Origin of the sequence: Marinifaba aquimaris, from assembly GCF_013328345.1 — a bacterium.
Lineage (GTDB): Bacteria > Pseudomonadota > Gammaproteobacteria > Enterobacterales > Alteromonadaceae > Marinifaba > Marinifaba aquimaris.
This window is the reverse complement of the sequence record NZ_JABULX010000015.1, coordinates 1-22,824: the sequence shown is the minus strand read 5'-3', so window position 1 is coordinate 22,824 and position 22,824 is coordinate 1. Positions and strand designations below refer to the sequence as shown.

General features: G+C 38.7%; 27 protein-coding genes and 1 pseudogene. 17 read left to right on the top strand and 11 right to left on the bottom strand.

Annotation, left to right across the window (positions count from 1 at the left end; genetic code table 11):
* Positions 1-33 precede the first annotated feature (33 nt).
* From HR060_RS10655 to apbC, 3 genes are all read right to left on the bottom strand, one after another.
* Entirely contained in the window at positions 34-699 is a 666-nt protein-coding gene (locus HR060_RS10655) for a flagellar brake domain-containing protein (protein WP_174200284.1), read from the bottom strand.
* Positions 700-806: 107 nt separating this feature from the next.
* The gene (gene dcd / locus HR060_RS10650) at positions 807-1,391 is read right to left on the bottom strand and encodes a dCTP deaminase (protein WP_174200283.1); all 585 of its coding nucleotides are present in this window, start codon (positions 1,389-1,391) and stop codon (positions 807-809) included.
* 22 nt (positions 1,392-1,413) lie between these two features.
* Complete coding sequence (gene apbC / locus HR060_RS10645) at positions 1,414-2,424, bottom strand: iron-sulfur cluster carrier protein ApbC (protein WP_174200282.1); 1,011 nt, start codon at positions 2,422-2,424, stop codon at positions 1,414-1,416.
* A 149-nt stretch (positions 2,425-2,573) separates the two neighbouring features.
* Between apbC and metG the strand changes: the two genes are divergently transcribed.
* From metG to HR060_RS10630, 3 genes are all read left to right on the top strand, one after another.
* Positions 2,574-4,595, top strand: coding sequence for a methionine--tRNA ligase (gene metG, locus HR060_RS10640; RefSeq protein WP_174200281.1), 2,022 nt, complete (start codon positions 2,574-2,576; stop codon positions 4,593-4,595).
* Between the two features lie 67 nt (positions 4,596-4,662).
* Positions 4,663-5,436 carry an ElyC/SanA/YdcF family protein gene (locus HR060_RS10635; protein ID WP_174200280.1) on the top strand — a complete coding sequence of 258 codons (774 nt, stop codon included), beginning with the start codon at positions 4,663-4,665 and terminating at the stop codon, positions 5,434-5,436.
* A 62-nt stretch (positions 5,437-5,498) separates the two neighbouring features.
* On the top strand, positions 5,499-6,242 hold the full coding sequence (locus tag HR060_RS10630) for a YciK family oxidoreductase (protein ID WP_174200279.1): 744 nt from the start codon (positions 5,499-5,501) through the stop codon (positions 6,240-6,242).
* A 30-nt stretch (positions 6,243-6,272) separates the two neighbouring features.
* On the opposite strand, the gene HR060_RS10625 is transcribed toward HR060_RS10630, so the two are convergent.
* The 5 genes from HR060_RS10625 to HR060_RS10605 all read right to left on the bottom strand — a co-directional run bounded on the left by HR060_RS10625 (position 6,273) and on the right by HR060_RS10605 (position 9,094).
* A complete protein-coding gene (locus HR060_RS10625) occupies positions 6,273-6,890 on the bottom strand; it encodes a glutathione S-transferase family protein (RefSeq protein WP_174200278.1) in 618 nt (205 codons plus the stop codon).
* A 9-nt stretch (positions 6,891-6,899) separates the two neighbouring features.
* The gene (locus HR060_RS10620) at positions 6,900-7,388 is read right to left on the bottom strand and encodes a GNAT family N-acetyltransferase (RefSeq protein ID WP_174200277.1); all 489 of its coding nucleotides are present in this window, start codon (positions 7,386-7,388) and stop codon (positions 6,900-6,902) included.
* The gene (locus tag HR060_RS10615; protein WP_174200276.1) at positions 7,385-7,834 is read right to left on the bottom strand and encodes a YaiI/YqxD family protein; all 450 of its coding nucleotides are present in this window, start codon (positions 7,832-7,834) and stop codon (positions 7,385-7,387) included. Before HR060_RS10615 ends, HR060_RS10620 begins: the two co-directional genes overlap by 4 nt.
* Before the next feature lie 68 nt (positions 7,835-7,902).
* A complete protein-coding gene (locus HR060_RS10610; protein WP_174200275.1) occupies positions 7,903-8,703 on the bottom strand; it encodes a UDP-2,3-diacylglucosamine diphosphatase in 801 nt (266 codons plus the stop codon).
* A gap of 142 nt (positions 8,704-8,845) precedes the next feature.
* On the bottom strand, positions 8,846-9,094 hold the full coding sequence (locus HR060_RS10605; RefSeq protein WP_174200274.1) for a hypothetical protein: 249 nt from the start codon (positions 9,092-9,094) through the stop codon (positions 8,846-8,848).
* 194 nt (positions 9,095-9,288) lie between these two features.
* On the opposite strand from HR060_RS10605, the gene HR060_RS10600 reads away from it, so the two are divergent.
* On the top strand, positions 9,289-10,170 hold the full coding sequence (locus tag HR060_RS10600) for a type 2 periplasmic-binding domain-containing protein (protein WP_174200273.1): 882 nt from the start codon (positions 9,289-9,291) through the stop codon (positions 10,168-10,170).
* Here HR060_RS10600 and HR060_RS10595 read toward each other — a convergent pair.
* Complete coding sequence (locus tag HR060_RS10595) at positions 10,139-10,591, bottom strand: hypothetical protein (protein ID WP_174200272.1); 453 nt, start codon at positions 10,589-10,591, stop codon at positions 10,139-10,141. The genes HR060_RS10600 and HR060_RS10595 overlap by 32 nt on opposite strands.
* A gap of 248 nt (positions 10,592-10,839) precedes the next feature.
* On the opposite strand from HR060_RS10595, the gene ccoN reads away from it, so the two are divergent.
* From ccoN to HR060_RS19395, 13 genes and pseudogenes are all read left to right on the top strand, one after another.
* Complete coding sequence (gene ccoN / locus HR060_RS10590; protein WP_174200271.1) at positions 10,840-12,276, top strand: cytochrome-c oxidase, cbb3-type subunit I; 1,437 nt, start codon at positions 10,840-10,842, stop codon at positions 12,274-12,276.
* A gap of 11 nt (positions 12,277-12,287) precedes the next feature.
* The gene (ccoO, locus tag HR060_RS10585) at positions 12,288-12,908 is read left to right on the top strand and encodes a cytochrome-c oxidase, cbb3-type subunit II (RefSeq protein WP_174200270.1); all 621 of its coding nucleotides are present in this window, start codon (positions 12,288-12,290) and stop codon (positions 12,906-12,908) included.
* 7 nt (positions 12,909-12,915) lie between these two features.
* The gene (locus HR060_RS10580) at positions 12,916-13,089 is read left to right on the top strand and encodes a cbb3-type cytochrome oxidase subunit 3 (protein WP_174200269.1); all 174 of its coding nucleotides are present in this window, start codon (positions 12,916-12,918) and stop codon (positions 13,087-13,089) included.
* Positions 13,090-13,099: 10 nt separating this feature from the next.
* Positions 13,100-14,053, top strand: coding sequence for a cytochrome-c oxidase, cbb3-type subunit III (gene ccoP, locus HR060_RS10575; protein ID WP_174200268.1), 954 nt, complete (start codon positions 13,100-13,102; stop codon positions 14,051-14,053).
* Between the two features lie 68 nt (positions 14,054-14,121).
* The gene (locus HR060_RS10570) at positions 14,122-14,631 is read left to right on the top strand and encodes a FixH family protein (protein WP_174200267.1); all 510 of its coding nucleotides are present in this window, start codon (positions 14,122-14,124) and stop codon (positions 14,629-14,631) included.
* A gap of 10 nt (positions 14,632-14,641) precedes the next feature.
* Positions 14,642-16,993, top strand: a complete 2,352-nt coding sequence (locus HR060_RS10565; RefSeq protein WP_174200266.1) for a heavy metal translocating P-type ATPase — start codon at positions 14,642-14,644, stop codon at positions 16,991-16,993.
* A 9-nt stretch (positions 16,994-17,002) separates the two neighbouring features.
* Positions 17,003-17,209, top strand: a complete 207-nt coding sequence (gene ccoS, locus HR060_RS10560; protein ID WP_174200265.1) for a cbb3-type cytochrome oxidase assembly protein CcoS — start codon at positions 17,003-17,005, stop codon at positions 17,207-17,209.
* Positions 17,202-17,846 carry a sulfite exporter TauE/SafE family protein gene (locus tag HR060_RS10555; RefSeq protein WP_174200264.1) on the top strand — a complete coding sequence of 215 codons (645 nt, stop codon included), beginning with the start codon at positions 17,202-17,204 and terminating at the stop codon, positions 17,844-17,846. Before ccoS ends, HR060_RS10555 begins: the two co-directional genes overlap by 8 nt.
* 41 nt (positions 17,847-17,887) lie before the next feature.
* Positions 17,888-18,624 (top strand): annotated as a pseudogene (fnr, locus tag HR060_RS10550) (fumarate/nitrate reduction transcriptional regulator Fnr).
* Between the two features lie 102 nt (positions 18,625-18,726).
* Positions 18,727-19,656, top strand: a complete 930-nt coding sequence (uspE, locus tag HR060_RS10545) for a universal stress protein UspE (protein ID WP_174200263.1) — start codon at positions 18,727-18,729, stop codon at positions 19,654-19,656.
* 78 nt (positions 19,657-19,734) lie between these two features.
* Complete coding sequence (ttcA, locus tag HR060_RS10540; protein ID WP_174200262.1) at positions 19,735-20,664, top strand: tRNA 2-thiocytidine(32) synthetase TtcA; 930 nt, start codon at positions 19,735-19,737, stop codon at positions 20,662-20,664.
* A gap of 5 nt (positions 20,665-20,669) precedes the next feature.
* Entirely contained in the window at positions 20,670-21,365 is a 696-nt protein-coding gene (locus HR060_RS10535) for a 3'-5' exonuclease (RefSeq protein ID WP_174200261.1), read from the top strand.
* Positions 21,366-21,388: 23 nt separating this feature from the next.
* Positions 21,389-21,640 (top strand): hypothetical protein, encoded by a 252-nt coding sequence (locus HR060_RS19395; protein WP_174200260.1) that lies wholly within the window; start codon positions 21,389-21,391, stop codon positions 21,638-21,640.
* Positions 21,641-21,649: 9 nt separating this feature from the next.
* Here HR060_RS19395 and HR060_RS10525 read toward each other — a convergent pair whose 3' ends face one another.
* Both HR060_RS10525 and HR060_RS10520 read right to left on the bottom strand, forming a co-directional pair.
* The gene (locus HR060_RS10525; protein ID WP_174200259.1) at positions 21,650-22,492 is read right to left on the bottom strand and encodes a TIGR02285 family protein; all 843 of its coding nucleotides are present in this window, start codon (positions 22,490-22,492) and stop codon (positions 21,650-21,652) included.
* Positions 22,493-22,615: 123 nt separating this feature from the next.
* Positions 22,616-22,824: integrase core domain-containing protein (locus HR060_RS10520; RefSeq protein WP_174198709.1), on the bottom strand; the 209-nt coding region annotated here is incomplete at its 5' end.

The window sequence follows — 22,824 nt, the reverse complement described above, 5'->3', positions numbered from 1 at the left end:
TAAGTGATTTTGCTTAGGTTTTACTATTTTCCTTTAATACCCAGGTATTTGTAATTTGTGGAAAATTTCTACTAATACATCATTAACGATACTTTCCTTGGATTCAGGGTCAATGAAACTGAGCCCAAGTGATACATAATCTTTATTATCTCTATGTTTACTTTTTATTTCAGCATCAATGATGAGTACTTCATCTCGTGTTGCCATTTGAATTGATAAGTCGACAGCAACAAGTTGTATCTCCGGTTTATCTTCAGGCCATTTAATTCTTAAACGACAGCCCCCTGGTGAGATGTCATGGATAATGCCAGATAAGGTCATCGCATTATCACTTTCAGCATTGGCTTGTGCTGTGATCGTTGCAGGTAAATGAGTAACCAGCCTGTGCTGCTTTCTTAAATTGATCAGTTCAATTTTAAGCGGATATTTCATAAACATCACAAAGTGAGGTTTTTTTGCTACATGAGTGATTGATGACTTAAAAGCAATACACGCACCAGACATGGACTCTACTATCGCTCTAACCACTAATCCATTTCCTTCGACCATAACGTCTTTGTAGCCCGCTCGAGCATTGGTTGGTATGGCAACCACGAAATAGTAGGGTTCTAAAAAGCCGACTAACTTGGTTTTTATACGAGTTTTTGCTTCAGATGCAAATTCAATATCAAAAATGTCATCAGGTCTAAGATTATGCAAATTGGAAATAATCTCTTCTCTATCGAGTATTGTTTCGCTTTTTCGTTACATTTAGACCACTCATCAAATAACCCAGCGACAAGTATAGACTATTGAATTAGCGGCATTTATTTATCTTGGTTAATTCGACTCGCAATGGCTGCCTGTTGATCTTTATACTTTGCATCGGTGCGCTTGTTATACGGTTTTTCAGCTGGGCCCGACAAGGTTTCGAAGCTGAGTGCACCAATTTTCATTTTAGGTCTAAGCGCCAATGGCAATTTACCTGAATTATAAAACTCTAATACAATTTTGCCTGACCAACCCGGGTCGATTCGATGTGCTGTCACGTGGACCATCAAGCCCAAACGAGCTAAAGATGAACGGCCGTCTAACCAACCGACAATGTCATCGGGTAATGTTACGGACTCGTGTGTAACACTTAGTGCTAATTCACCAGGGTGCAAAAAGAACGCTTGTCCTTCATCTAAGATAATTTCTTCAGACATCACAGATTCTAACTGCTGACTTACCTCTTCTTTTGGACCACTTAAATCAATATAAGGTGCCGCGTGATCTTGGAAGACTCTAAAACTATTACCTAACCTAAGATCCACGGTCAAGCCACTGATCATGTCGGGCTTTGGTGAAGGTTCAACACTAATTTTTCCCTGTTCGAGATACTTAACGATGTCTGTGTCGCATAAACGCATGTTGCTCACCTTCTAGTTGGGCTTATTTTATTTCTGTAATGGGGATGGATAAGCCATTTTCTTGTTGTTTTTCTGTAGCTAATTTTGCCAGTTCAATGGCGGTACGCAAAGCAATAACTTGATAATGTTTAGAAAAACTCATGTCACTTAGCGCTGTTTGTTGGCAATTATCCATAAATTCTCTTAATTCAAGTGATAAAGGTGCTTCCCCCAAGAACTGTATTGATTTTTTTGATGCAAGATTTTTAACACCATCTTGGCCAAATATGTGTGATTCATGGCCGCAGTTACTGCAGATGTGAACACTCATATTTTCAACTAAACCCAGAGTTTTAACATCGACTTTTTCAAACATGGCAAAGGCTTTAATGGCATCAATTAAAGCAATATCTTGTGGCGTGCTGACGATAACAGCTGCACTCAATGGCAACTTTTGAGATAACGTGAGCTGGATATCACCCGTACCTGGTGGTAAATCAATAATCAAGTAATCAAGTTCTCCCCAAGCGGTTTCATTAAAAAGTTGCTCGAGTGCTCGGCTTGCCATGGGACCACGCCAAATAGCAGCATCATCTTGTTGAATCAAATAACCGATTGAATTACTGAATAACCCATCTTCACTTTCAACCGGTTGCATAATTTTGCCATCAAAGCTTTCTGGGCGCTTAGTTTCAACGCCAAGCATTTTTGGTATTGAAGGACCATAAATATCGGCATCTAACACGCCTACTCTGGCACCGAGTTGTTGCAAACTTCTGGCTAAATTGACAGATGTAGTGGATTTCCCTACCCCGCCTTTGCCAGAAGCAACAGCAACGATATGTGAAATTTTTGCAATGTCACTTCTGTAAATAGGTGTATGACTGCCTAATGAGTCAAATTTATCTACACCAAAAGGCTTTAACGGAATAGAAAACTGGTCGGATTCGACCATATTTTGCACGAATGATTGTTCATGCTCATTAAGTTGAGTAATGGATAGGTCAAGTGAGACGTGTTCTGAATTTTTTTTGTTTTTTAACCAATCAAACATCAGGAATGAACTTTAGTATTCAATTATTTGCACAGTATACGAAAATTTAAAAAATCAGTCTCAAAAATTGCTTTATTAATGAAATTAACCTGCATTTTTGCTAGTCTTCGCGTCAAATTATTACACCAAAATAAAAACTGATTAAGAATATGTCGAACATGCGTAAAATTCTTGCCACGAGTGCATTACCTTATGCTAATGGTTCCCTTCATTTAGGGCACTTATTAGAACACATCCAAACTGACGTATGGGTCCGTTATCAACGTTTGCGTGGCCATCAAGCTTACTATGTATGTGCCGATGATGCCCATGGCACCCCAATCATGCTTAAAGCTCAACAAATGGGCTTATCACCAGAGGAAATGGTTGCGGAAGTTCAAAAAGAACACGAAGCTGACTTCAATGACTTTCTTATCAAGTTCGACAATTATCACACAACCCACTGTGATGAAAACCGTGAACTAGCTTCACTTATTTACAACCGTTTAAATGACGCCGGTCACATAAAAACAAAGGTTATCGAACAACTTTTTGATCCTGAAAAAGAAATGTTCTTACCTGATCGTTTCGTTAAGGGTACTTGCCCTAAATGTAAAGCACCTGACCAATACGGGGACAGTTGCGATGCTTGTGGTGCTACATACAGCACAACGGATTTAATTAATCCTTATTCGACGGTATCTGGTGCTACACCAGTGATGAAAGAAAGTGAGCATTACTTCTTTGACCTACCCGCTTTTGAAGGCATGCTTAAAGAGTGGTTGCGCTCTGGTGCTGTTCAAGAACAAATGGCAAATAAACTCGAAGAGTGGTTTGCTGATGGGTTACAGCAATGGGACATCAGCCGTGATGCACCTTATTTTGGTTTTGAAATTCCAGGTACAACGGGTAAATACTTTTACGTTTGGCTTGATGCGCCAATTGGTTACATGGGTAGCTTCAAAAACCTATGTGATAAGCAAGGTCTAGATTTTGATGAGTTCTGGAGCAAAGATTCCGATGCTGAGGTCTATCATTTTATTGGTAAAGACATTGTTTACTTCCACAGCTTGTTCTGGCCTGCCATGCTTGAAGGCGCCGGTTTTAGAAAACCGACCGCGGTTAATGCACATGGCTTCTTGACGGTAAACGGCACCAAGATGTCAAAATCTAAAGGTACGTTTATCAAAGCAAGAACGTATTTAACGCATTTAAACCCAGAATACTTGCGTTATTATTTCTCTGCTAAATTAACAAGCCGCGTGGATGACTTAGATCTAAACCTTGAAGATTTTAGCCAGCGTGTAAATTCTGATTTAGTAGGTAAGTTTGTCAACATCGCTAGTCGTTGTGCAGGCTTTATTAGTAAGCAATTTGATGGCAAATTATCGAGTACTATTTTAGATCCAGCTCTTGCTCAAGAATTTGTAGCTGCAGGTGATACTATTGCTCAATACTACGAAGACAGAGAGTACGGCAAAGCAATGCGTGAAATCATGGCCTTAGCAGATAAAGCCAATGAATTTATTGCCGTTGAAGAACCTTGGGTATTAGCAAAAGCTGAAGAAACACGCGCGCGTGCTCATGAAGTCTGCTCTTTAGGTATTAACTTATTTAAGATTTTAACCGTATATCTAAAACCTGTTTTACCTGCCTTAACAGAAAAAGTAGAAAGCTTCTTGAACATCGAATTGACTTGGGATGATCACAAAGTATTACTTACCGATCATCAAATTGAAAAATTCAAACCATTGATGCAACGCGTTGAAGCTAAACATATTGAAGCTATGGTTGAAGAATCAAAAGATAACTTAAAAGAACAAGCTGCAGTGCAAGAAACTGAGTTAACTAAAGATCCTATTAGCGAAGAAATTGAGTTTGATACTTTTGCTAAAGTGGATTTACGCGTCGCAAAAATAGCTAAAGCGGAACATGTTGAAGGTGCCAATAAGCTACTTAAATTACAACTCGATTTAGGTGGTGAAACACGCCAAGTTTTTGCCGGAATTAAGTCTGCTTACCAACCTGAAGACTTAGAAGGTAAATTGACGGTAATGGTGGCTAACCTAAAACCTCGTAAAATGCGTTTTGGTATGAGTGAAGGTATGGTATTAGCAGCAGGGCCTGGTGGTAAAGACCTTTGGATACTTAATCCCGAAGACGGTGCACAGCCGGGAATGAAAGTTAAGTAATAAACACAAAAAGGCAACTTAGGTTGCCTTTTTTATTAACCAACATTAGCCACTTACTAGTCATCACATGTTATTTATTTTAAAAAAACTCATAGCGGCACTACTCTCTCCATTAGTACTGATAATAACGGGTTTATTGCTGGCATTTGTAATTCGAAATCGAAAGCCGAAAATTTCAAAATACTTAACGCTTGTATTAGCAACATGTTTTATATTGATTTCGACCCCATGGTTTCCTAACTATTTAATCAATAATTTAGAAAATAAATATCCTGTCTTATTTATTGACTCTATAGATCACCCTATTGATTACATCGTTGTACTTGGCTGTGGCCACAAAAATGATGAACCTTTACCCATTACAAGTCAGTTAGCGTCTTGTTCGCTAACCAGAACAGTTGAAGGTGTGCGCATTGCCAATGTCTTTCCTAATGCGAAATTAATTTTTACTGGCTATGAGATATACGGCACAGTATCAAATGCACAAATGAATGAAGAACTCGCTTTAGATCTTAATATTGATAGCCAACGAATCATCATTTTCGACCAACCTAAAGATACACATGAAGAAGTATTAGCAGTTCGCACACAACTTAAAGGTCAACGTTTTATTTTAGTGACTGAAGCTTCGCATATGCCAAGAGCTATTAATTATTTTAAAGCTTATGGCTTAAACCCGATAGCGAGCCCTACTCACCACCGCGCTCAAATGCTCGATACTTTGCCTTGGTATGCCAAGCTACCGTCCTCTCATTCGATAGCGCTTTTTGAAAGGGTTTGGTATGAGTACCTTGGTCTCATTCAGCAATTTATTTTGCTCAACTTCAAACAAGACAAATAAAAACTGGGATATTCAATCGGGTTTGGTAAAATGCGCGCAAATTAAATTCAATGGTTTTAAGAATGAGTAATTATCAGGTTTCAGAAAATGCCTTAGCAGGTAAAGTGATTTTAGTAACGGGTGCAGGTGCTGGTATTGGTAAAGCAGCAGCTATCGCCTATGCAAAATTGGGTGCTGAAGTCATCTTACTCGGTAAAACAGTTAAGAAACTTGAAGCTACATATGATGAAATCGTTAAAGCAGGCTCAAAAGAGCCAGCTATTATCCCGTTAGATTTAAAAGGTGCTACTGAGCAAAACTATATCGACATGGCCGCAACGATTGAGTCTACATTTGGTAAGTTAGATGGTTTACTCAATAACGCCGGTACATTGGGCGGCATGATTCCATTTGATCAATACCCAGCTGACATGTTTGAAGAAGTGATGAAAGTAAATGTCACAGCACAATTTATTATGACTAAAGCTCTACTTCCTGTAATGAAAAAAGCGCCAAAAGCTTCGGTTATCTTTACGTCTTCTGGTGTAGGTAGAAAAGGGCGCGCCTATTGGGGGGCTTACGCAACATCGAAATTTGCAACAGAAGGAATGATGCAAGTTTTCGCTGATGAATTTGAAACATCAACAATTAGATTTAATGCGATTAATCCTGGAGCAACGGCGACTAAAATGCGCCAAACAGCTTATCCAACAGAAGATCAATCTCAACTGAAAACGCCGGAAGAAATTATGGCGGTGTATCAATACTTAATGGCAGATGAGAGCATTGATGTGATTGGCCAATCAATAGATGCCCAGCCCAAATAACAACCCAGTATAACCAACAGAAAAGCTCACTTAATGTGAGCTTTTTGCTTTATCCATTGATATAAAACCTGTTGTAGTTTCGATTCTAGCTATCCAGTTTTTGATATTAGGATAATCATATAAATCAAAACCACCCTGATGAGCAACATGGGTATAGGCAAACAAACTAATATCAGCGATGGTCAATTTAGCACCGACTAAATAAGCGCTTTGTTTTAAGGTATCTTCTATTACTTTTAAGGCCTTGTGCCCGCCTTCTTGCTTACTTTCGTATTCTGCTTTTCTATCATCAGGTAAACCCAGATATAAATTTATATAACGCGCTACTGCAATATAGGGTTCGTGACTGTATTGCTCGAAAAACAACCAAGACAAAACTTTTGCTTTTAAGTAATTATCAGTTGGTAGGTAATTAGAGTCTTGGGCAAAAAAACAAAGAATAGCATTAGACTCGGCTAATATCCGGCCATCACTAAGCTCTACAATAGGAACCTTACCGTTGGGGTTTTTTGCTAAAAAATCCGGTGTTTGGGTTTCTCCTTCGAGAATATCAATATCTACCCACTCGTGTTCAATAGATAAAAGTTCAAGCAGTAATTTAATTTTATAACAATTACCTGATATCAGATCGCCATAAACTTTGACCATTTATATTCCTTATTGATTAACTTTAAGTCCTAAGATACTCAAACTATATTTTTTGTCATCCATTTCGGCAACGTCAGGTAACTCGCCCCATGCCGTAAAACCAAATTTTTTAAAAAGCTCGATGCTGGCAGTGTTATGTGAAAAGATAAATGCAAGTAGACGTTCAATGTTTAGCTCTGGGCATATACTGAGTGCATGCGATAGCAATGTTGTACCTATACCTTGGCCTATTGCAGATGTAGCCACGTAAATACTGATCTCTGCTGTACTCTGATAGGCAGGTCGTCCATAAAAGTCCTTAAAGCTCAACCAAGCAACACATTGGTTATCTTGTTCATAGACAAAAATGGGCCTCATTGGATGGTGACTGGTAAACCAAGCGGTAAACTCTGATATTGATTTAGGCTCGGTATCAGCAGTGGCTAACCGCGAAGGAATACTTTGATTGTATATATCAACAATTGGGGCTAAATCTTTATTGGTTGCTTTTCGGATCATGGCTTATTACGGGCTAAATATTTATCGAGTTCGTTAGCAAAAGCTTGCTTGTCTTTGTTGTCTAGTGCAGCGGGGCCGCCAGTTTGAACACCACTACTCCTCAATGTTTCCATAAAATCACGCATATTAAGCCTACTTTTGATATTTTCTTTACTAAATAAACTTCCTCTAGGTGATAAGGCCAAAGCCCCTTTTGTGATCACTTCATCGGCTAAAGGGATATCTTGGGTGATCACAAGATCATTTGCTGAAACTTTTTCTACGATCTTATTATCGGCGATGTCGAAGCCTTTCTCGACTTGTATAAAGCTCAGATAAGGTGATTGCGGAATAGATAGGTATTGGTTTGCTACAAAAGTAGCTTTTATCTTAGTGCGGTTACACGCTTTGAAAATTATCTGCTTGATCACTACTGGACAGGCATCTGCATCAACCCAAATCGCCATTTGTTGTTTCTCTTAATAAACATAAGTTTAAATTATAGCGACTTGGGTATGACTAAAGCAAAGTCTGTTTAAGCAAGTTTTTTGGTATTTAGCTCAATGACTTGTGCTTTTTTAATTTGATCTGTCCAGTGCATTATTTCAAGTGAACCATCGTGTTTTTCAATCATAAAGCTACAGCTTTCGATCCAATCTCCATCATTGCAATACAAAATACCTGCATCTTCTCGAATATTGGCATGATGAATATGGCCGCAAATTACACCGTCGTAACCTTTTTTTCTGGCTAATTCAATGGCAGCATCTTCAAATAAGTCGATGGCATTTTTAGCTTTACTCACTCGTTTTTTTAAATATGCAGCAAGTGACCAATAACCGTAGCCAAATTTTTGTCTGATATAATTAGTCCAGCGATTTAAAAACAGTAGGAAGTCGTATGCACTATCTCCAACAAAACGTGTAATACGACTAAATCGGATCACACTATCGAGCTCGTCTCCGTGGATAATCAACATTTGACGTTGATCAGAGGTTTTGTGGACATAACTTTGGTGGACTTCTATCTCACCGAATTTCTCACCCACAAAATCTCTAAAATTGACATCATGATTGCCTGGAATGTAGATAACACGACATTGTTTTTTGGCCATTTTCATCAATTTTCGAATGACCTTGTTATGTTGTTCAGGCCAATAGAAGTTTTTTGATAATGACCACATGTCAATAATATCACCAACTAAATATAAGGTATTGCACTCTAGTCGATTGAGAAAATCTAATAAGTAAGTCGCTTTACAGTCCTTGTAACCCAGATGTACATCTGAAATCCAAACCGCGTTTGCAGTTATTTTTTCCGGTAATTGAGTATCCATTACAGCCCCTTCTTAAACGTCTAAGTTCAACTTAGAAATGGGCTGTTAAATTAAAGCTACAAAGAGTTTAATCTTTTATGAATCTGGTTGAATTGTAACCGGTAAAGTAATAGATATGGACAAAGAGCGCTAGTTGTATTGATTATGCTTTATTGCGTTTGTACCTGCGGTCATAGGTGCGCTCAACCTCTGCACATAAATCAAGTTGATATTCGTTTCGAGTATCTTCATTGATATTGAAATGACTGCGCATTGCTTCTTCAATGAGTAATGCACGATTAGAATGGTCTTGGCAGTCCATCCATTCAATTAGCCATGGTGGTAATTTAATGTATACGCCTTTTTTCTTCTCTGAAGGTTTTTTACTCGGGCGGCCAACTTTAGTTGTCATAGTCTAATTAGTCATAGGTTTTGGGTGGCGCGTATTATAGAGCGAAAGAAATAAAAGTATATACTTTCAAAGGCCTCTAACAATCGAATGAATATTTTTTAACTTAAAATAGTATATTTGCTAAAAAAAAGGAGAAAAATCATGCTTTTTTTGTTATTAATTAATCATCTTAGGAAAATAATTATAAATCAGTGATGAAAAAAATAGCGTGCTTTGCATTCTTGCTAACACTATCCACCCAACTTTTTGCAGAAACCATCGTTCTTCCACGTCAGCAGTCCTCTAGTGACACCAGTTTTGATTATCGGGTTAAACTACTCAAGCTTGCACTCAGTAAATCTAAAACACCTTATGAGGTGACTTTTTCTGAAGAATTGCTGACACAAGGCCGAGCAATGCGATTATTGAATAAAGGCAAAGTCGATGTAGTAATGGCAGGTCCTACTCAAGACCGTGAAGCGCTTTATCGCGCAATTCATATTCCGTTAATGAAAGGTTTACTGGGTCATCGTGTTTTTATAATCAATAAAAGTAAACTTGCTACTTTTGAAAAATTAACTAGACCGGAAGAATTACAGGAACTTAATGCCTGTCAGGGTTTGCATTGGCCCGATTCAGATATATTAGACGTGAATGGTTTTAAAGTATCACGTGTTTTAAACTTTGAAAGTATGTTTTCTATGGTTGATGAAGGCAATTGTGACTATTTCCCTCGCTCAATCATTGAAGGTTACTCTGAAATTGAGGCTTATAATAAAGCTAATCCAGAATCAAACCTCGTGTTATTCGATAACATCATTTTGAAATATAAATTCCCGCTCTATTATTTCACCAGCAGAAGTAATGAAAAGCTTGCTAAAACAATTGAATATGGATTGTTAACTGCAATGAAGGATGGAAGCTTTGCTAAATTAATGCAAGAGCACACAACTACATCTCACATCTACCCATTAGAGCAGTGGAATGCAAAAACTTTTATCGAATTAGAAAACCCACTTTTACCTTTCAATACACCAATTAATAACGAAAGTATGTGGTTAGACCTTAAAGAGTCGTCTGGTCAGTCTCAAAAATAACTGACTTTTCAAGAACTTTATCTGCAATGGTTATTTCTAGTACTAATAACCATTGCATTTTCGGTTCGGTGCACATACCTAGTGCAAACTCTCCTAACCATTCATCCTCTTTGTTTCGATTAAATAAGATGGGTATCTTACCCATATTCATATTTAGCCCTGCCACATAACCTTTAACAGTGTCTGCTGATATTGCACTAGTAATTATAAGCGTTTCGATTGTTTCGATTTCTATTGGAGATGTGATTAAACTGAGCTCAATACTAGGTTCGATACGTACTACACATATTTCCTGATTTAAATCACAGTTTTCAGCTATTTTTTTGCTCTTCAAATCCGCATTAAAGTGCTGACTGACTAAAATGAGTATAAGAATGACACCGGCGATGAAAACAAACAAAGTTGGGCGTTTTTTGGACATGATTCGAAATTTCGCAAATGATTGACCAACATATTGACCTAAATCACGTTTTTTTCAATACCCGCTGTATTTTCAAGGTCAAAAAAAGTATTATTGCCGCGGTTTAGGCCACGGATAACAGGGTTGGCGAAATATTAATCAATATTCCGATTACAATTTAACCAAACACTAGTTCTATCAACTAAAATAAAAAATTTATTCGACCTAAAGCTTAACCTTTATATAGTTAATCGATTGGAAGAGACACTATGAGCTCAACAAGTTCTGCAACTCCTAATTACAACTTTGATGTTGTAAAACACTTTGCCATTATGGCAGTGATCTGGGGCATTGTCGGTATGTCAGTCGGCGTACTCATCGCTGCCCAACTAGTATGGCCAGAGTTAAACTTTGATACTCCTTGGCTTACTTTCTCGCGAATTAGACCACTTCATACGAATGCGGTTATCTTCGCCTTTGGTGGATGTGCGTTATTCGCTACATCTTATTATGTTGTTCAACGCACATGTCAAACTCGCTTATTTAGTGATCGCTTAGCGAAATTCACTTTCTGGGGTTGGCAAGCAATTATTGTTTCGGCAGTAATCACTTTACCACTTGGTTATACTTCTTCTAAGGAGTACGCTGAGTTAGAGTGGCCGATTGATATTTTAATTGCGGTCGTTTGGATTGCTTATGCAATTGTTTTCTTCGGAACAATTGTTAAGCGTAAAACTTCACACATTTATGTTGCGAACTGGTTCTATGGTGGTTTCATCTTAACGGTTGCTGTACTTCATATTGGTAACAGTATGGTTGTACCAGTAAGCTTTATGAAATCTTACTCTATCTACTCAGGTGCAGTTGATGCCATGATGCAATGGTGGTACGGCCACAACGCAGTAGGTTTCTTCTTAACAGCTGGTTTCTTAGGTATGATGTACTACTTCGTACCAAAACAAGCTGAACGTCCTGTTTATTCATACCGTTTATCGGTTGTTCACTTCTGGGCACTCGTTTCTTTATATATTTGGGCTGGTCCTCACCACCTTCACTACACTGCTTTACCTGACTGGACTCAGTCTTTAGGTATGGTTATGTCTGTTATCTTATTCGTTCCTTCATGGGGTGGTATGATCAACGGTATCATGACGTTATCTGGTGCTTGGCATAAGTTACGCACAGACCCTATTCTTCGCTTCTTGATCGTTTCATTATCGTTCTACGGTATGTCAACGTTCGAAGGCCCAATGATGGCAATCAAATCAGTAAACGCACTATCGCACTACACTGACTGGACAGTTGGTCACGTGCACTCTGGTGCATTAGGTTGGGTTGCTATGGTTTCTATCGGTTCTTTATATCACCTTATCCCTAAAGTGTGTGGTAAAGAGCACATGTACTCGACTAAGTGGATTAACATCCATTTCTGGTTAGCAACTATAGGTGTTGTTCTATACATTGTTGCAATGTGGATCTCTGGTGTAATGCAAGGGATGATGTGGCGTGCAGTTAACGAAGACGGCACACTAATGTATAGCTTCGTTGAAGTTGTTGAGAAAACTTACTTCTACCACGGTGTTCGTTGGTTAGGTGGCTGTTTCGTAGTATGTGGTATGTTACTAATGCTATTTAACGTCTATAAGACAGTTAGCTCTGATAAGCGTCAAGACGCTACAAATAACCTTGTACCGCAAGCAGCTTAAGGAGAAACGTAATGGCTAATAAAAAATCTCCAAATAAACACGAGATTATCGAACAGAATATCGGCCTATTAGCGATATTCACTATCATCGTTATCAGTTTTGGTGCTTTAGTAGAAATCACACCTTTGATCTTCCAAAAGCAAACAACTGAACCAGTAGACGGTTTAAAGCCGTACACTGCTTTAGAGATGGAAGGTCGTGACATCTATATTCGTGAAGGTTGTAACAACTGTCACTCTCAAATGATTCGTCCTTTCCGTGCTGAAACTGAGCGTTATGGTCACTACTCTGTTGCCGGTGAATCAGTTTGGGAACACCCATTCTTATGGGGTTCTAAACGTACTGGCCCAGATCTAGCTCGTGTAGGTGGTCGTTATTCAGATGACTGGCACCGTGTACACTTAATTAATCCTCGTGCTGTAGTACCTGAATCAAACATGCCTGGTTTCCCTTGGTTAATGGAAAACACGCTTGATGGCAAATTAACAGCTAAAAAACTTAAAGTTTTCCAAAGCTATGGTGTGCCATACACAGATGAAGATATTGCAGGTGCTGAAGCTGCAGTTAAAGGAAAGACTGAAATGGAAGCATTGATTGCTTACTTACAGTCTTTAGGCACCGCACTTAAGTAAACTATCAATGGATTACGGAACTTTTAGAGGCATCTATACCATCGTAATGATTGTCGTCTTTGTCGGCATCATTTGGTGGGCCTATAGTCGCCAAAGTAAATCTAAGTTCGATGACGCTGCTAACTCTATCTTTGAAGAAGATAAAAAAGCAGATACAGAACAAAAGATAGAAAAAGATTAGAGGAATTAACATGAGTACTTTTTGGAGTCTCTGGGTAATTGTTATCACTACAATTACATTAGTATTTGTCTTCTGGACTCTGTGGACGAACAGTAAGAACTACACAGGCATTGAAGAAGGCGAATCAATGGGCCATGAGTTTGATGGCATTGAAGAATTAAACAACCCATTACCAAAATGGTGGACAATCATGTATTGGATCACAGGTGTTTGGGGTGTGCTTTATTTAATCCTTTACCCTGGTATGGGTAACTATGAAGGTGTTTTAGGTTGGAAGAGTTCTAACCAAGACATTCGTTCGATTGCTGATTCTAAAGAAGCAACTGAGCAAGGTTTCGCTGAAGGATTACAAGTTCAGTACGACGTTGAAGTAAAGAAATCAAACGAGAAGTTTGGTCCTTTATTCCAGTCTTATGCGTCTAAAGACATCGATGCATTAATGCAAGATGAAAAGGCGTTAGAGATTGGTCAGCGTTTATACTTACAAAACTGTTCACAATGTCACGGCTCAGATGCCCGTGGTGCCACTGGCTTCCCTAACCTTACAGATGATGATTGGTTATACGGTGGTGAATTTGCACACATTAAAACGACCTTGCTAAACGGTCGTAAAGCGGCAATGCCTGCTTGGATTGATGCCTTTGGTGAGCAAGGTATCAAAGACATGACAGCATATGTACTTAGCTTAAGTGGCCGTGATGTAAATGTTGCATCAGCTAAAGCTGGTGAAGCTAAATTTGGTGTTTGTGCCGCATGTCACGGTGCTGATGGTAAAGGTAACATTGCATTTGGCGCGCCTAACCTAACGGATAATATTTGGTTATACGGTGGTTCTGAACGTGCAGTTGCTGAAACACTTACCCATGGTCGTAACGGTGTAATGCCAGCTTGGAAAGACATTTTAGGTGAAGATAAAGTTCACTTAATTTCTGCTTACGTTTACAGCTTGTCTAACGAGAAGTAAAATAAGCGCGTAACGATGTATTAAAAGCCCTGCTCGTCAGGGCTTTTTTTTAACTTAAGGTGATATAAATGGCTAAAGATGCAAATGAAACTGATGTAAGACCTTGGTACAAAGAACCTTGGAATTACTTATTAATTGTTTTACCAGTTTCAAGTGTTACAGCCGCATCCATCATGATCTCTACTTTTAATCAAAACAATGTAGAAATGGTCATTGATGACTATTACAAAGAAGGTAAAGCAATTAACCAAAAACTAGAGCGTATAAAACAAGCTAAAGCATTTGGTATAACTGCCCTACTTTCTATCGAAGACGATTTATTATTACTAGATGTCAACAAAAATAAAAATGCACCAGAGCTTGCGGCACTGAGTCTATCTTTTTTCCACTCAACGCAAGGTAAAAGAGATTTCAAAGTAATGGCCACGCAACGAGCTGATGGTAAATATCTAGCGCGTTTACCGGATGCAATTAAAGGTAATTGGCAGATTACCGTTGAACCTCATGATTTGAAATGGAAGATACAACAGAGAGTAAGCTTACCTTCCGAAGAACAAATTTTGTTAATTCCACAATAAAGTACAACCTATGAAATCGAACTGTTTTCATTGTGGTGACAAAATACCACATGATGTTGATTTACATGTTCAAGTGGACGATGAACAAAAAGCGGTTTGTTGTATTGGCTGCAAAACGGTTGCTGAAACGATTTTGGCTGGCGGGTTCGAACAGTATTACAAATTTCGTTCTGAAAACCCTGATAAACCAGATTTTAATCCCTCTAGTTACACTGAATACGATCAGCAAAGCGTACAAGCTGAATTCGTTATCCAAATTGGTACAGATTCACAAGCGGATTTAGCAATAGACGGTATGCACTGTGCTGCATGTGCTTGGTTGATTGAGCAACGTTTGGTTCGAGTCAAAGGTGTTAATCAAATCAAAGTTAATGCAGCTTCTAACCGAGCTAAGGTGACCTGGGACCCAGATACCGTAAAACTAAGCGAGATTTTTGCTGCAATTGCTGATATCGGTTACCAAGCCTTTCCATTTAAAATTAATGAGCAAGAAGCCCGCTTCAGAGCAACTAATAAATCATTTTTAAAACGAATTGCTGTAGCGGCTTTGATGTCGATGCAGATCATGATGCTTGCTTTTGCTATGTACACAGGTGTCCTTGAAAAAGAATACGATACCTTCTTTAGGTGGGTGAGCTTATTATTGTGTACACCTATTATTGCCTATAGTGCTTATCCTATCATCTACTCAGCCATCCGGGCGATATTAAATAAATCCGTTAATATGGATGTACCGGTCGCTTTCGCTTTGGTTGGTATTTTTATCGCTTCAGCCTATGCCACAGTAACTTTAACTGGAGAGGTTTATTATGAGTCTATCTCCATGTTTACCTTATTCTTATTGGCTGGGCGTTATCTTGAACATAATGTCAAAGCTAAGGCAGCTTCGATTACCGCAAATATGCTCAAGCTGATCCCTTTGGTGGCGACGAAAAAACAAGGCGATGAACTTTTAGAAGTTGCTGCAAATAGTTTAGTTGCAGGTGATTTAATAGTCGTTAAAGAAGGATGTGCTATCCCTGCTGATGGACATCTACAAACAGAACAGGCATATATCGATGAATCGATGTTAACGGGTGAAAGTGAGCCGGTTAAAAAACAAAAAGGGGATATGGTATTTGCCGGTAGTTTAGTGACTACGACTACGATTCAACTCAATGTATCTGCTACAGGAGCAGCAACAACGTTATCACAAATGGCTACAAGCGAAGGTATACAGACGTCTGAATCAAGTTTTGTCTCTGTATCCGATACTGTTTCTAAGTATTTTGTCCTATTTGTATTAGTTATTGCAGTTGTAACCTTTACTGGTTGGCAAACCCTGACTGATGAAAATGGCTTTTGGCCTATGATTGCTGTGTTAGTTGCAACCTGTCCATGTGCTCTGTCATTAGCCATGCCTACTGCTATGACCGCCATGACAGCTGGGTTAAAAAAGCATGGCATCTTAGTTAACAATTCAAATGCATTGGAAAAAATACCTAGTCTTGCAATGTTAGGTTTTGATAAAACAGGTACTTTAACCGAAGGTCAACTTATTCTAGAGCGCGTTAAGCTTTACGATGAAAACCGCTCAGAACAAGAAGTACTTGAGATCATTAAAGCACTTGAAGTCTTTTCTTCTCACCCAATTGCATCTGCATTTAAGAATATTGATAGCGAGCTTGTTGCTGATGACATTAAAAATGTTGCAGGACAAGGGATGGAAGGCTGTATCAGAGGAAAGGTATACCAAGTTGGCAACCTAAGTTATGTAACGGACAAACCCGATAATATAGAACCCGATGCTCGATTATATTTAGGTGTGGATAATAACGTCATTGCTGCAGTTTACTTGAGTGACCCTATCCGCCAAGAAGCAAGTGCTGCCATTACAGGTATACCTTGTGATAAAAGTATCATCAGTGGGGATAGTGTTGCTAACGTCGAACCCGTTGCCGCTTCATTCTCTATTCCATTTCATGGTGCACTTAAACCTGATGATAAAGTTAACGTGCTTGATAATTACCGTCAACAAGCACAAGGCCGACCTGTTGGAATGGTTGGTGATGGTATAAATGACGCTATGGTATTGGAATCTGCTGATGTAAGCATCGCTGTTGCCAATGCAACCGATTTAAGTAAACAAAAAGCACATGTCATCCTGTTAGGTGGCCAGCTGGATAAAATACCTCATTTATTTAGTGCGTCCAAACAATTAAACCGCATTATTAGACAGAATCTTGCTTGGGCTGCGGGTTACAATCTATGTGTTTTACCTTTGGCAATGTTCGGTATTTTAACGCCTTACGCAGCAGTTGCTGGTATGTCGTTAAGTTCTGTTTTGGTTGTGGTAAACTCAACACGATTATTAAAACTTTAGTGTCAGTTTATGGACGTAATTTATATTCTCATCCCTCTTGCGATCGTCATTGTTGCGCTTGCCATTGGTATCTTTTTTTGGGCAGTTAAAACTGAACAATTTGACGACTTAGAGCGACAAGGTTTTTCAATCTTATTTGACGAAGAGAAAAAAACACAAGCCTCTAGCTCCTCAAGTAATAAGTCATCTGGAGAGCCCTCTCAATCAGATGACTGATTTCATTACTGCATTTTTTATTGGGCTGATGGCTTCATCTCACTGTATTGCAATGTGCGGTGGGATAAGTATGGCAATAGGCGCTCAGCAGAAGATATCAGATATCGCATTTTATAACCTAGGCCGCATAACAAGTTATACTTTGATGGGCCTCATAGTAGGTCTACTTGGTTTACTGTTCACAGAGTTACTTCAATCTGGTTTAGCATTACTCAGAATGTTTGCAGGCGCCCTACTCATTTTAATGGGTTTATACATCAGTCGATGGTATTTAGGTATCAGCCATTTTGAAAAATTATTTGTACCGGTATGGCGCTTAATTCAACCTGCAGCCAGTAAAGCGCTCTCTTCTAAATCACCTACGGGTAAGCTCTGTGCAGGTTTTCTTTGGGGTTGGTTACCATGTGGGCTGATATACTCTAACCTTGCATGGGCAAGTACTCAAGCAGAGCCAATAAACGCCATGTTAGTCATGCTGTTTTTTGCATTGGGCACACTACCATCCATGTTTACAACCGGGCTGCTTTTTAATCAAGCTAAAGACTTATTCAAGTATGAATATTTCAAAATAGTGAGTGGTTCGCTCATCATTATTTATGGCTTCTATTCTATCTACCTTGGCTATTTGCAACTGTAATCAATACCTGTAAACTTAAATTGGTAAGCAAATTTTAAGGGATGTCTATGCAACAAAAAAACTGTGCTGTCAGCTGTCAAAACTGTAGTATTAGTCAACTTTGTATCCCATTTTCTTTAAATGAAAACGAGCTACGTCGTCTCGATGATATTATCCAGCGCAAACGACCTTTTCAAAAAATGATAAGTTAATTGAAGCAGGTAAATCCTTTAAATCTCTTTACGCAGTTCGCTCTGGCTCATTCAAGTCCTACACCATTTCACAACAGGGTGACGAACAGATAACGGCTTTTCATTTACCAGGCGATATCATTGGATTTGATGCCATTAACAAACAAATTCACCCTAGTTACGCCGTTGCGCTAGAAACAGCCATGGTTTGTGAAATACCGTTTAATATCATGGATGAATTATCATCTACTATGCCCAAATTACGTCAACAAGTCATGAGGTTGATGAGTACAGAAATTATGGGTGATCAAGAGTTATTATTGTTATTAAACAGGAAAAATGCTGAACAAAAGTTAGCGGCTTTTATTAGCAGTTTGGCTTACCGTTTTAGTGATCGCGGTTTTTCATCTAAAGAATTCAGATTATCAATGACTCGCGGTGATATTGGCAATTATCTAGGGTTAACAGTTGAAACCATTTCTCGATTATTAAGCCGTTTTCAAAAAGCTAACTTAATAGCCGTACAAGGTAAATTCATTACTATTGTTCATCAAGCTGGCCTTGATGAGCTATCGGGTAGCCGCAACACCATTCTCGAACAAGATTGATCTAACACAAAACAAAGTCACTTAAAGCCAATAGCTAAATGACTTTTTCGACTAAACTTAAGCATACAAATAAGAAAAAGGTGCATCACCTAAGGTATATGTATGCAATCACATCAACGAATCCTCGCGGTTATAGACCCGACTTCAGATAATCAAAAAGCACTATACAGGGCTATTGAATTATCGGGTAAAACGGGTGCCAGTGTTACAGCACTTTTAGTGATTTATGATTTCTCTTATGAAATGACAACCATGCTATCAGCTGATGAGCGAGACTTGATGCGCAAATCAGTCATTAATGAAAAGCAAGCTTGGTTGGACGAATTATTAACAGGGTGTGGACAAGCCGCTGCCCAGTTGCACGGTAAAGTCGTCTGGCATAATCGCCCTTATGAAGCAGTTATTAAAGAAGTACTTAATAATAATCATGAAATTGTTGTAAAAGCGACACATGAACACAATCAATTTAAAGCGGTTATCTTTACGCCTACCGACTGGCATTTATTGAGAAAATGTCCCGTTCCGTTACTCCTTGTAAAAGAACACGAATGGCCGTGTGACAGTAAAGTATTAGCCGCTGTCCATGCCAGTAGCGATGATTCAGAGCATATTTCCCTTAATCATAAAATCATCAAAGAAGCCGTTGCTATGGCAGATGTACTGGGCTCTAAACCTGTTTTAGCAAATTGTTACCCTAGTGCTGCGGTTAACTTAGCGGTGGAAATTCCTGAATTTGATCCAGTTACCTACACTGAAGCCATAGCTAAACACCACCAAGATGAATTAGATAACTACTCTAGTCGCTATAAGATCCCAGAAGATGATGCCATCATACAAGAGGGTTTAGCTGAGGATGTTATTCCGTTATTAGCTAAGCAACTTGATGCAGAGCTGGTTGTTTTAGGAACAGTTGGACGAACCGGCATCTCCGCAGCATTAATTGGAAATACTGCTGAACATATGCTGGACCAACTGAACTGTGATGTACTTGCACTTAAACCTGATGGATTTGTTTGTCCGGTCGATAAATAAAGGCATTGTGCTGCTATACCAAAGGTGTGCGTGATTAGGTATAATCCGCGCACTTTTTTTAGGTGTGCAGAGGTTAAGATGCAGCAAGAGGCGGTGGCAAAAAAACAAGCCTATAACTTAAACAAGCTAGAAAAGCGTATACGTCGTGAGACGGGTAAAGCTATTGGTGATTTTAATATGATCCAAGATGGCGACAAAGTTATGGTTTGTTTATCAGGTGGTAAAGATAGCTATACCTTACTTGATACGCTCATCCATATGCAAAGAGTTGCACCTATCAGCTTTTCTATCGTTGCTGTTAATTTAGACCAAAAACAACCGGGCTTTCCTGAGCACGTTTTACCTGGCTACCTAGAATCTATCGGTATTGATTATAAGATCGTTAACGAAGATACATACAGTATTGTTAAAGATAAAATACCAGAAGGTAAAACGACATGTTCTCTGTGTTCACGTTTACGCCGAGGTATTTTATATCGTACAGCGAAAGAATTGGGCGCAACTAAAATTGCTCTTGGTCATCACAGAGATGATATTTTAGAAACCTTGTTCTTGAATATGTTTTACGGTGGCAAAATGAAAAGCATGCCTCCTAAACTTGTAACGGATAACGGTGAACACATTGTTATTCGTCCGCTTGCCTACTGCCGCGAAAAAGATATTGCTAAATATGCTGATGCAAAGGCTTATCCAATTATTCCTTGTAATCTATGTGGTTCTCAAGAAAACCTTCAAAGAAAAAACATTAAGCAAATGCTAAATAGTTGGGATAAACAATTTCCTGGACGAATTGAAACAATGTTCAAAGCATTAACGGATGTAGTGCCTTCGCACTTAGCGGATACAAACTTGTATGATTTTGCTAATTTGGCAACGGGTGAACAACCCTTTGAAGGCGGTGATATTGGTTTTGATTCGCCAGATATACCCAAAGAGCCAATCATCGTGGATGAAGATGACAAACAAGCATTGGCAGAAAACTCACTCAATATTGTTAACTTAAGCTAAACACTATGTATGTACTTGGACTCGACCTCGAAACAACTGGCTTAGATATTAAGACAAATCGAATCATCGAAATTGGTGCCGTTGTCTGGGATACCGAGTCTAATACAGCGGTGACACTATCAAACGAACTTATCAATATAAGCCCAGAAAAACTCACCCCGAATATCATTGATTTAACCGGGATCAAAGATAATCAACTTCAACAATTTGGGGTCAATGAAAAGCTAGCACTGCAGAATTTGGTTTCACTAGCTAAACAATGTGTGTATGTAGTTGCTCATAATGGCAATAACTTTGACAAACCGGTCTTAACACGAGCACTTAAACGTCATGGCTTGAGTTTAGATAAGCCTTGGATTGATACTGTCCACGATATCCCTTACCCAGGTACGATAAAAACACGAAAACTTAGCTATTTAGCAGCAGAGCACCATTATTTAAATACAATGCCTCACCGTGCTGTTTTCGATGTACTCACTATGCTCAATATCTGTAGCCATTATAATTGGTCCGAGATACTCAAAACGGCGGCTACACCCACTTATAAAGTCATTGCTAAGGTGAGTTATGATGACAGACACAAAGCAAAAAAGGCTGGGTTTAGATGGGATAAAGCGAGCAGTAGTTGGGTAAAAAACATCAAAAAAGATGTGCTTGACAGCGCTGATTTTGAATTTGAATACGATATTATCGAAAACTGAGTTAATTAAACGTATATACTTTTATGGCTAAGCCTAATGCTAAGTTACCGACCAGAACAGTTGATGTCTCTTGTCTAAAATGTAAATCACCTTTGTTTAAATATCACAAAAATGGCAAGGGTAACTTGGTAAAATGCTTTAAAGCTAGAATAGCGACAGATTTTACAACTGAACCGTGTGTCTGCCCACAATGCCATAGTCTGTTTGCCCGAGAAACCATTATCAGGGGTATGCCTGCATATAAAATAATTGGCGGTAAAGTCAGTTTTAAATAGCTATTGGGTTTATGGAATATAGCTTTCATTGAATGTTAAATGCGGTGTCAGTTTATCTTTAAAGGTTTCAGGCAACCACCTTAGCATAATGGTTTTGTATTGTTCAGTCGATTTGAGCTCAGCTAAAGCTTGATCCATGTCGTTGATGAGCCTTTCGCCAGCATTATTTTTACTGCAGCCTATATGCCCAAAGCTTATTTGATTTGTTTCGTTAATCTTCAACTGAATTAATTGATTGTCCTTATCTAACGTGTTTTTTATATAGTAATGTTCGCTTGGGTAACCCAAAATTAAGTCTACTCTTCCTTTTAGTAGCATGTATGTCAGACTCTCCAAAGCATTTTGTCCGGCTCTTTTGTTTATTTTGTCACTCGAAATGTGGGCGATAATATCATCGATTTTCTGGCCATATGAGCGGTTGAGTGTGACGCCAAGCGATAAGTGATATTTATGGAGCATATCGGCAAGATACACACTTTTGGTACTGTAAGTAGCTAATTGTTTAAGGATTGATTTTCTGGCAGCAATGGATGGCGATAAACCAATGGTCGAAAAATTTTCCGTAAAATGAAGAAATTTTTTACGCTCTCGTGTCTTAAACAAAGAAACTAAACAATGTACCTCTTCATCATTCCTATCCATTGATTTTACCGCTCTACTCGCTGGCAATAACTGAATCGTAAATGGACGGTCAACCTTTGCAGTAACCAGCCTCATTATTGCTTCATCACGGCCTTGCCCTTTGTTATCACCAGAAATGATGTAATAAGGTGGGTAATCAACAATTACCCAATTGATAATACTTGCTTGGCTAAATACAGGCAGTAAAAACAATAATGGAAGATACTTCAAAATGACATACTCTAACTTAAAGTTATCTTAAGCATAGCTAAGCTAGATTGATTAGCTAGCACGAGTAGATACGAAAAAAGTGTAAACTTTGACCCATCCTACTATGGGTTGACACTTTTTTGATTAAAACGCCTGATGAATTTCATCGGGCGTTTTGTATTTTAAGGCCGAATGTGGCCTTTGTTGATTATATAAATCGACTGATTGTTTTACCATTTCCCTTGCCTCATTTAGGTTATTTGGTTTCATTAACAAGTATTCGTTTTTAAGAATACCGTTTACTCTCTCAGCCAGTGCATTTTGATAGCAGTCATAACCATCTGTCATTGAAC

What these genes read in the sequence shown, in the direction of transcription:
- dcd (WP_174200283.1), bottom strand. Translation starts at nt 1,391, where the DNA reads ATGCGTTTATGCGACACAGACATCGTTAAGTATCTCGAACAGGGAAAA.
- apbC (WP_174200282.1), bottom strand. Translation starts at nt 2,424, where the DNA reads ATGTTTGATTGGTTAAAAAACAAAAAAAATTCAGAACACGTCTCACTT.
- metG (WP_174200281.1), top strand. Translation starts at nt 2,574, where the DNA reads ATGTCGAACATGCGTAAAATTCTTGCCACGAGTGCATTACCTTATGCT.
- HR060_RS10635 (WP_174200280.1), top strand. Translation starts at nt 4,663, where the DNA reads ATGTTATTTATTTTAAAAAAACTCATAGCGGCACTACTCTCTCCATTA.
- HR060_RS10630 (WP_174200279.1), top strand. Translation starts at nt 5,499, where the DNA reads ATGAGTAATTATCAGGTTTCAGAAAATGCCTTAGCAGGTAAAGTGATT.
- HR060_RS10625 (WP_174200278.1), bottom strand. Translation starts at nt 6,890, where the DNA reads ATGGTCAAAGTTTATGGCGATCTGATATCAGGTAATTGTTATAAAATT.
- HR060_RS10620 (WP_174200277.1), bottom strand. Translation starts at nt 7,388, where the DNA reads ATGATCCGAAAAGCAACCAATAAAGATTTAGCCCCAATTGTTGATATA.
- HR060_RS10615 (WP_174200276.1), bottom strand. Translation starts at nt 7,834, where the DNA reads ATGGCGATTTGGGTTGATGCAGATGCCTGTCCAGTAGTGATCAAGCAG.
- HR060_RS10610 (WP_174200275.1), bottom strand. Translation starts at nt 8,703, where the DNA reads ATGGATACTCAATTACCGGAAAAAATAACTGCAAACGCGGTTTGGATT.
- HR060_RS10605 (WP_174200274.1), bottom strand. Translation starts at nt 9,094, where the DNA reads ATGACAACTAAAGTTGGCCGCCCGAGTAAAAAACCTTCAGAGAAGAAA.
- HR060_RS10600 (WP_174200273.1), top strand. Translation starts at nt 9,289, where the DNA reads ATGAAAAAAATAGCGTGCTTTGCATTCTTGCTAACACTATCCACCCAA.
- HR060_RS10595 (WP_174200272.1), bottom strand. Translation starts at nt 10,591, where the DNA reads ATGTCCAAAAAACGCCCAACTTTGTTTGTTTTCATCGCCGGTGTCATT.
- ccoN (WP_174200271.1), top strand. Translation starts at nt 10,840, where the DNA reads ATGAGCTCAACAAGTTCTGCAACTCCTAATTACAACTTTGATGTTGTA.
- ccoO (WP_174200270.1), top strand. Translation starts at nt 12,288, where the DNA reads ATGGCTAATAAAAAATCTCCAAATAAACACGAGATTATCGAACAGAAT.
- HR060_RS10580 (WP_174200269.1), top strand. Translation starts at nt 12,916, where the DNA reads ATGGATTACGGAACTTTTAGAGGCATCTATACCATCGTAATGATTGTC.
- ccoP (WP_174200268.1), top strand. Translation starts at nt 13,100, where the DNA reads ATGAGTACTTTTTGGAGTCTCTGGGTAATTGTTATCACTACAATTACA.
- HR060_RS10570 (WP_174200267.1), top strand. Translation starts at nt 14,122, where the DNA reads ATGGCTAAAGATGCAAATGAAACTGATGTAAGACCTTGGTACAAAGAA.
- HR060_RS10565 (WP_174200266.1), top strand. Translation starts at nt 14,642, where the DNA reads ATGAAATCGAACTGTTTTCATTGTGGTGACAAAATACCACATGATGTT.
- ccoS (WP_174200265.1), top strand. Translation starts at nt 17,003, where the DNA reads ATGGACGTAATTTATATTCTCATCCCTCTTGCGATCGTCATTGTTGCG.
- HR060_RS10555 (WP_174200264.1), top strand. Translation starts at nt 17,202, where the DNA reads ATGACTGATTTCATTACTGCATTTTTTATTGGGCTGATGGCTTCATCT.
- uspE (WP_174200263.1), top strand. Translation starts at nt 18,727, where the DNA reads ATGCAATCACATCAACGAATCCTCGCGGTTATAGACCCGACTTCAGAT.
- ttcA (WP_174200262.1), top strand. Translation starts at nt 19,735, where the DNA reads ATGCAGCAAGAGGCGGTGGCAAAAAAACAAGCCTATAACTTAAACAAG.
- HR060_RS10535 (WP_174200261.1), top strand. Translation starts at nt 20,670, where the DNA reads ATGTATGTACTTGGACTCGACCTCGAAACAACTGGCTTAGATATTAAG.
- HR060_RS19395 (WP_174200260.1), top strand. Translation starts at nt 21,389, where the DNA reads ATGGCTAAGCCTAATGCTAAGTTACCGACCAGAACAGTTGATGTCTCT.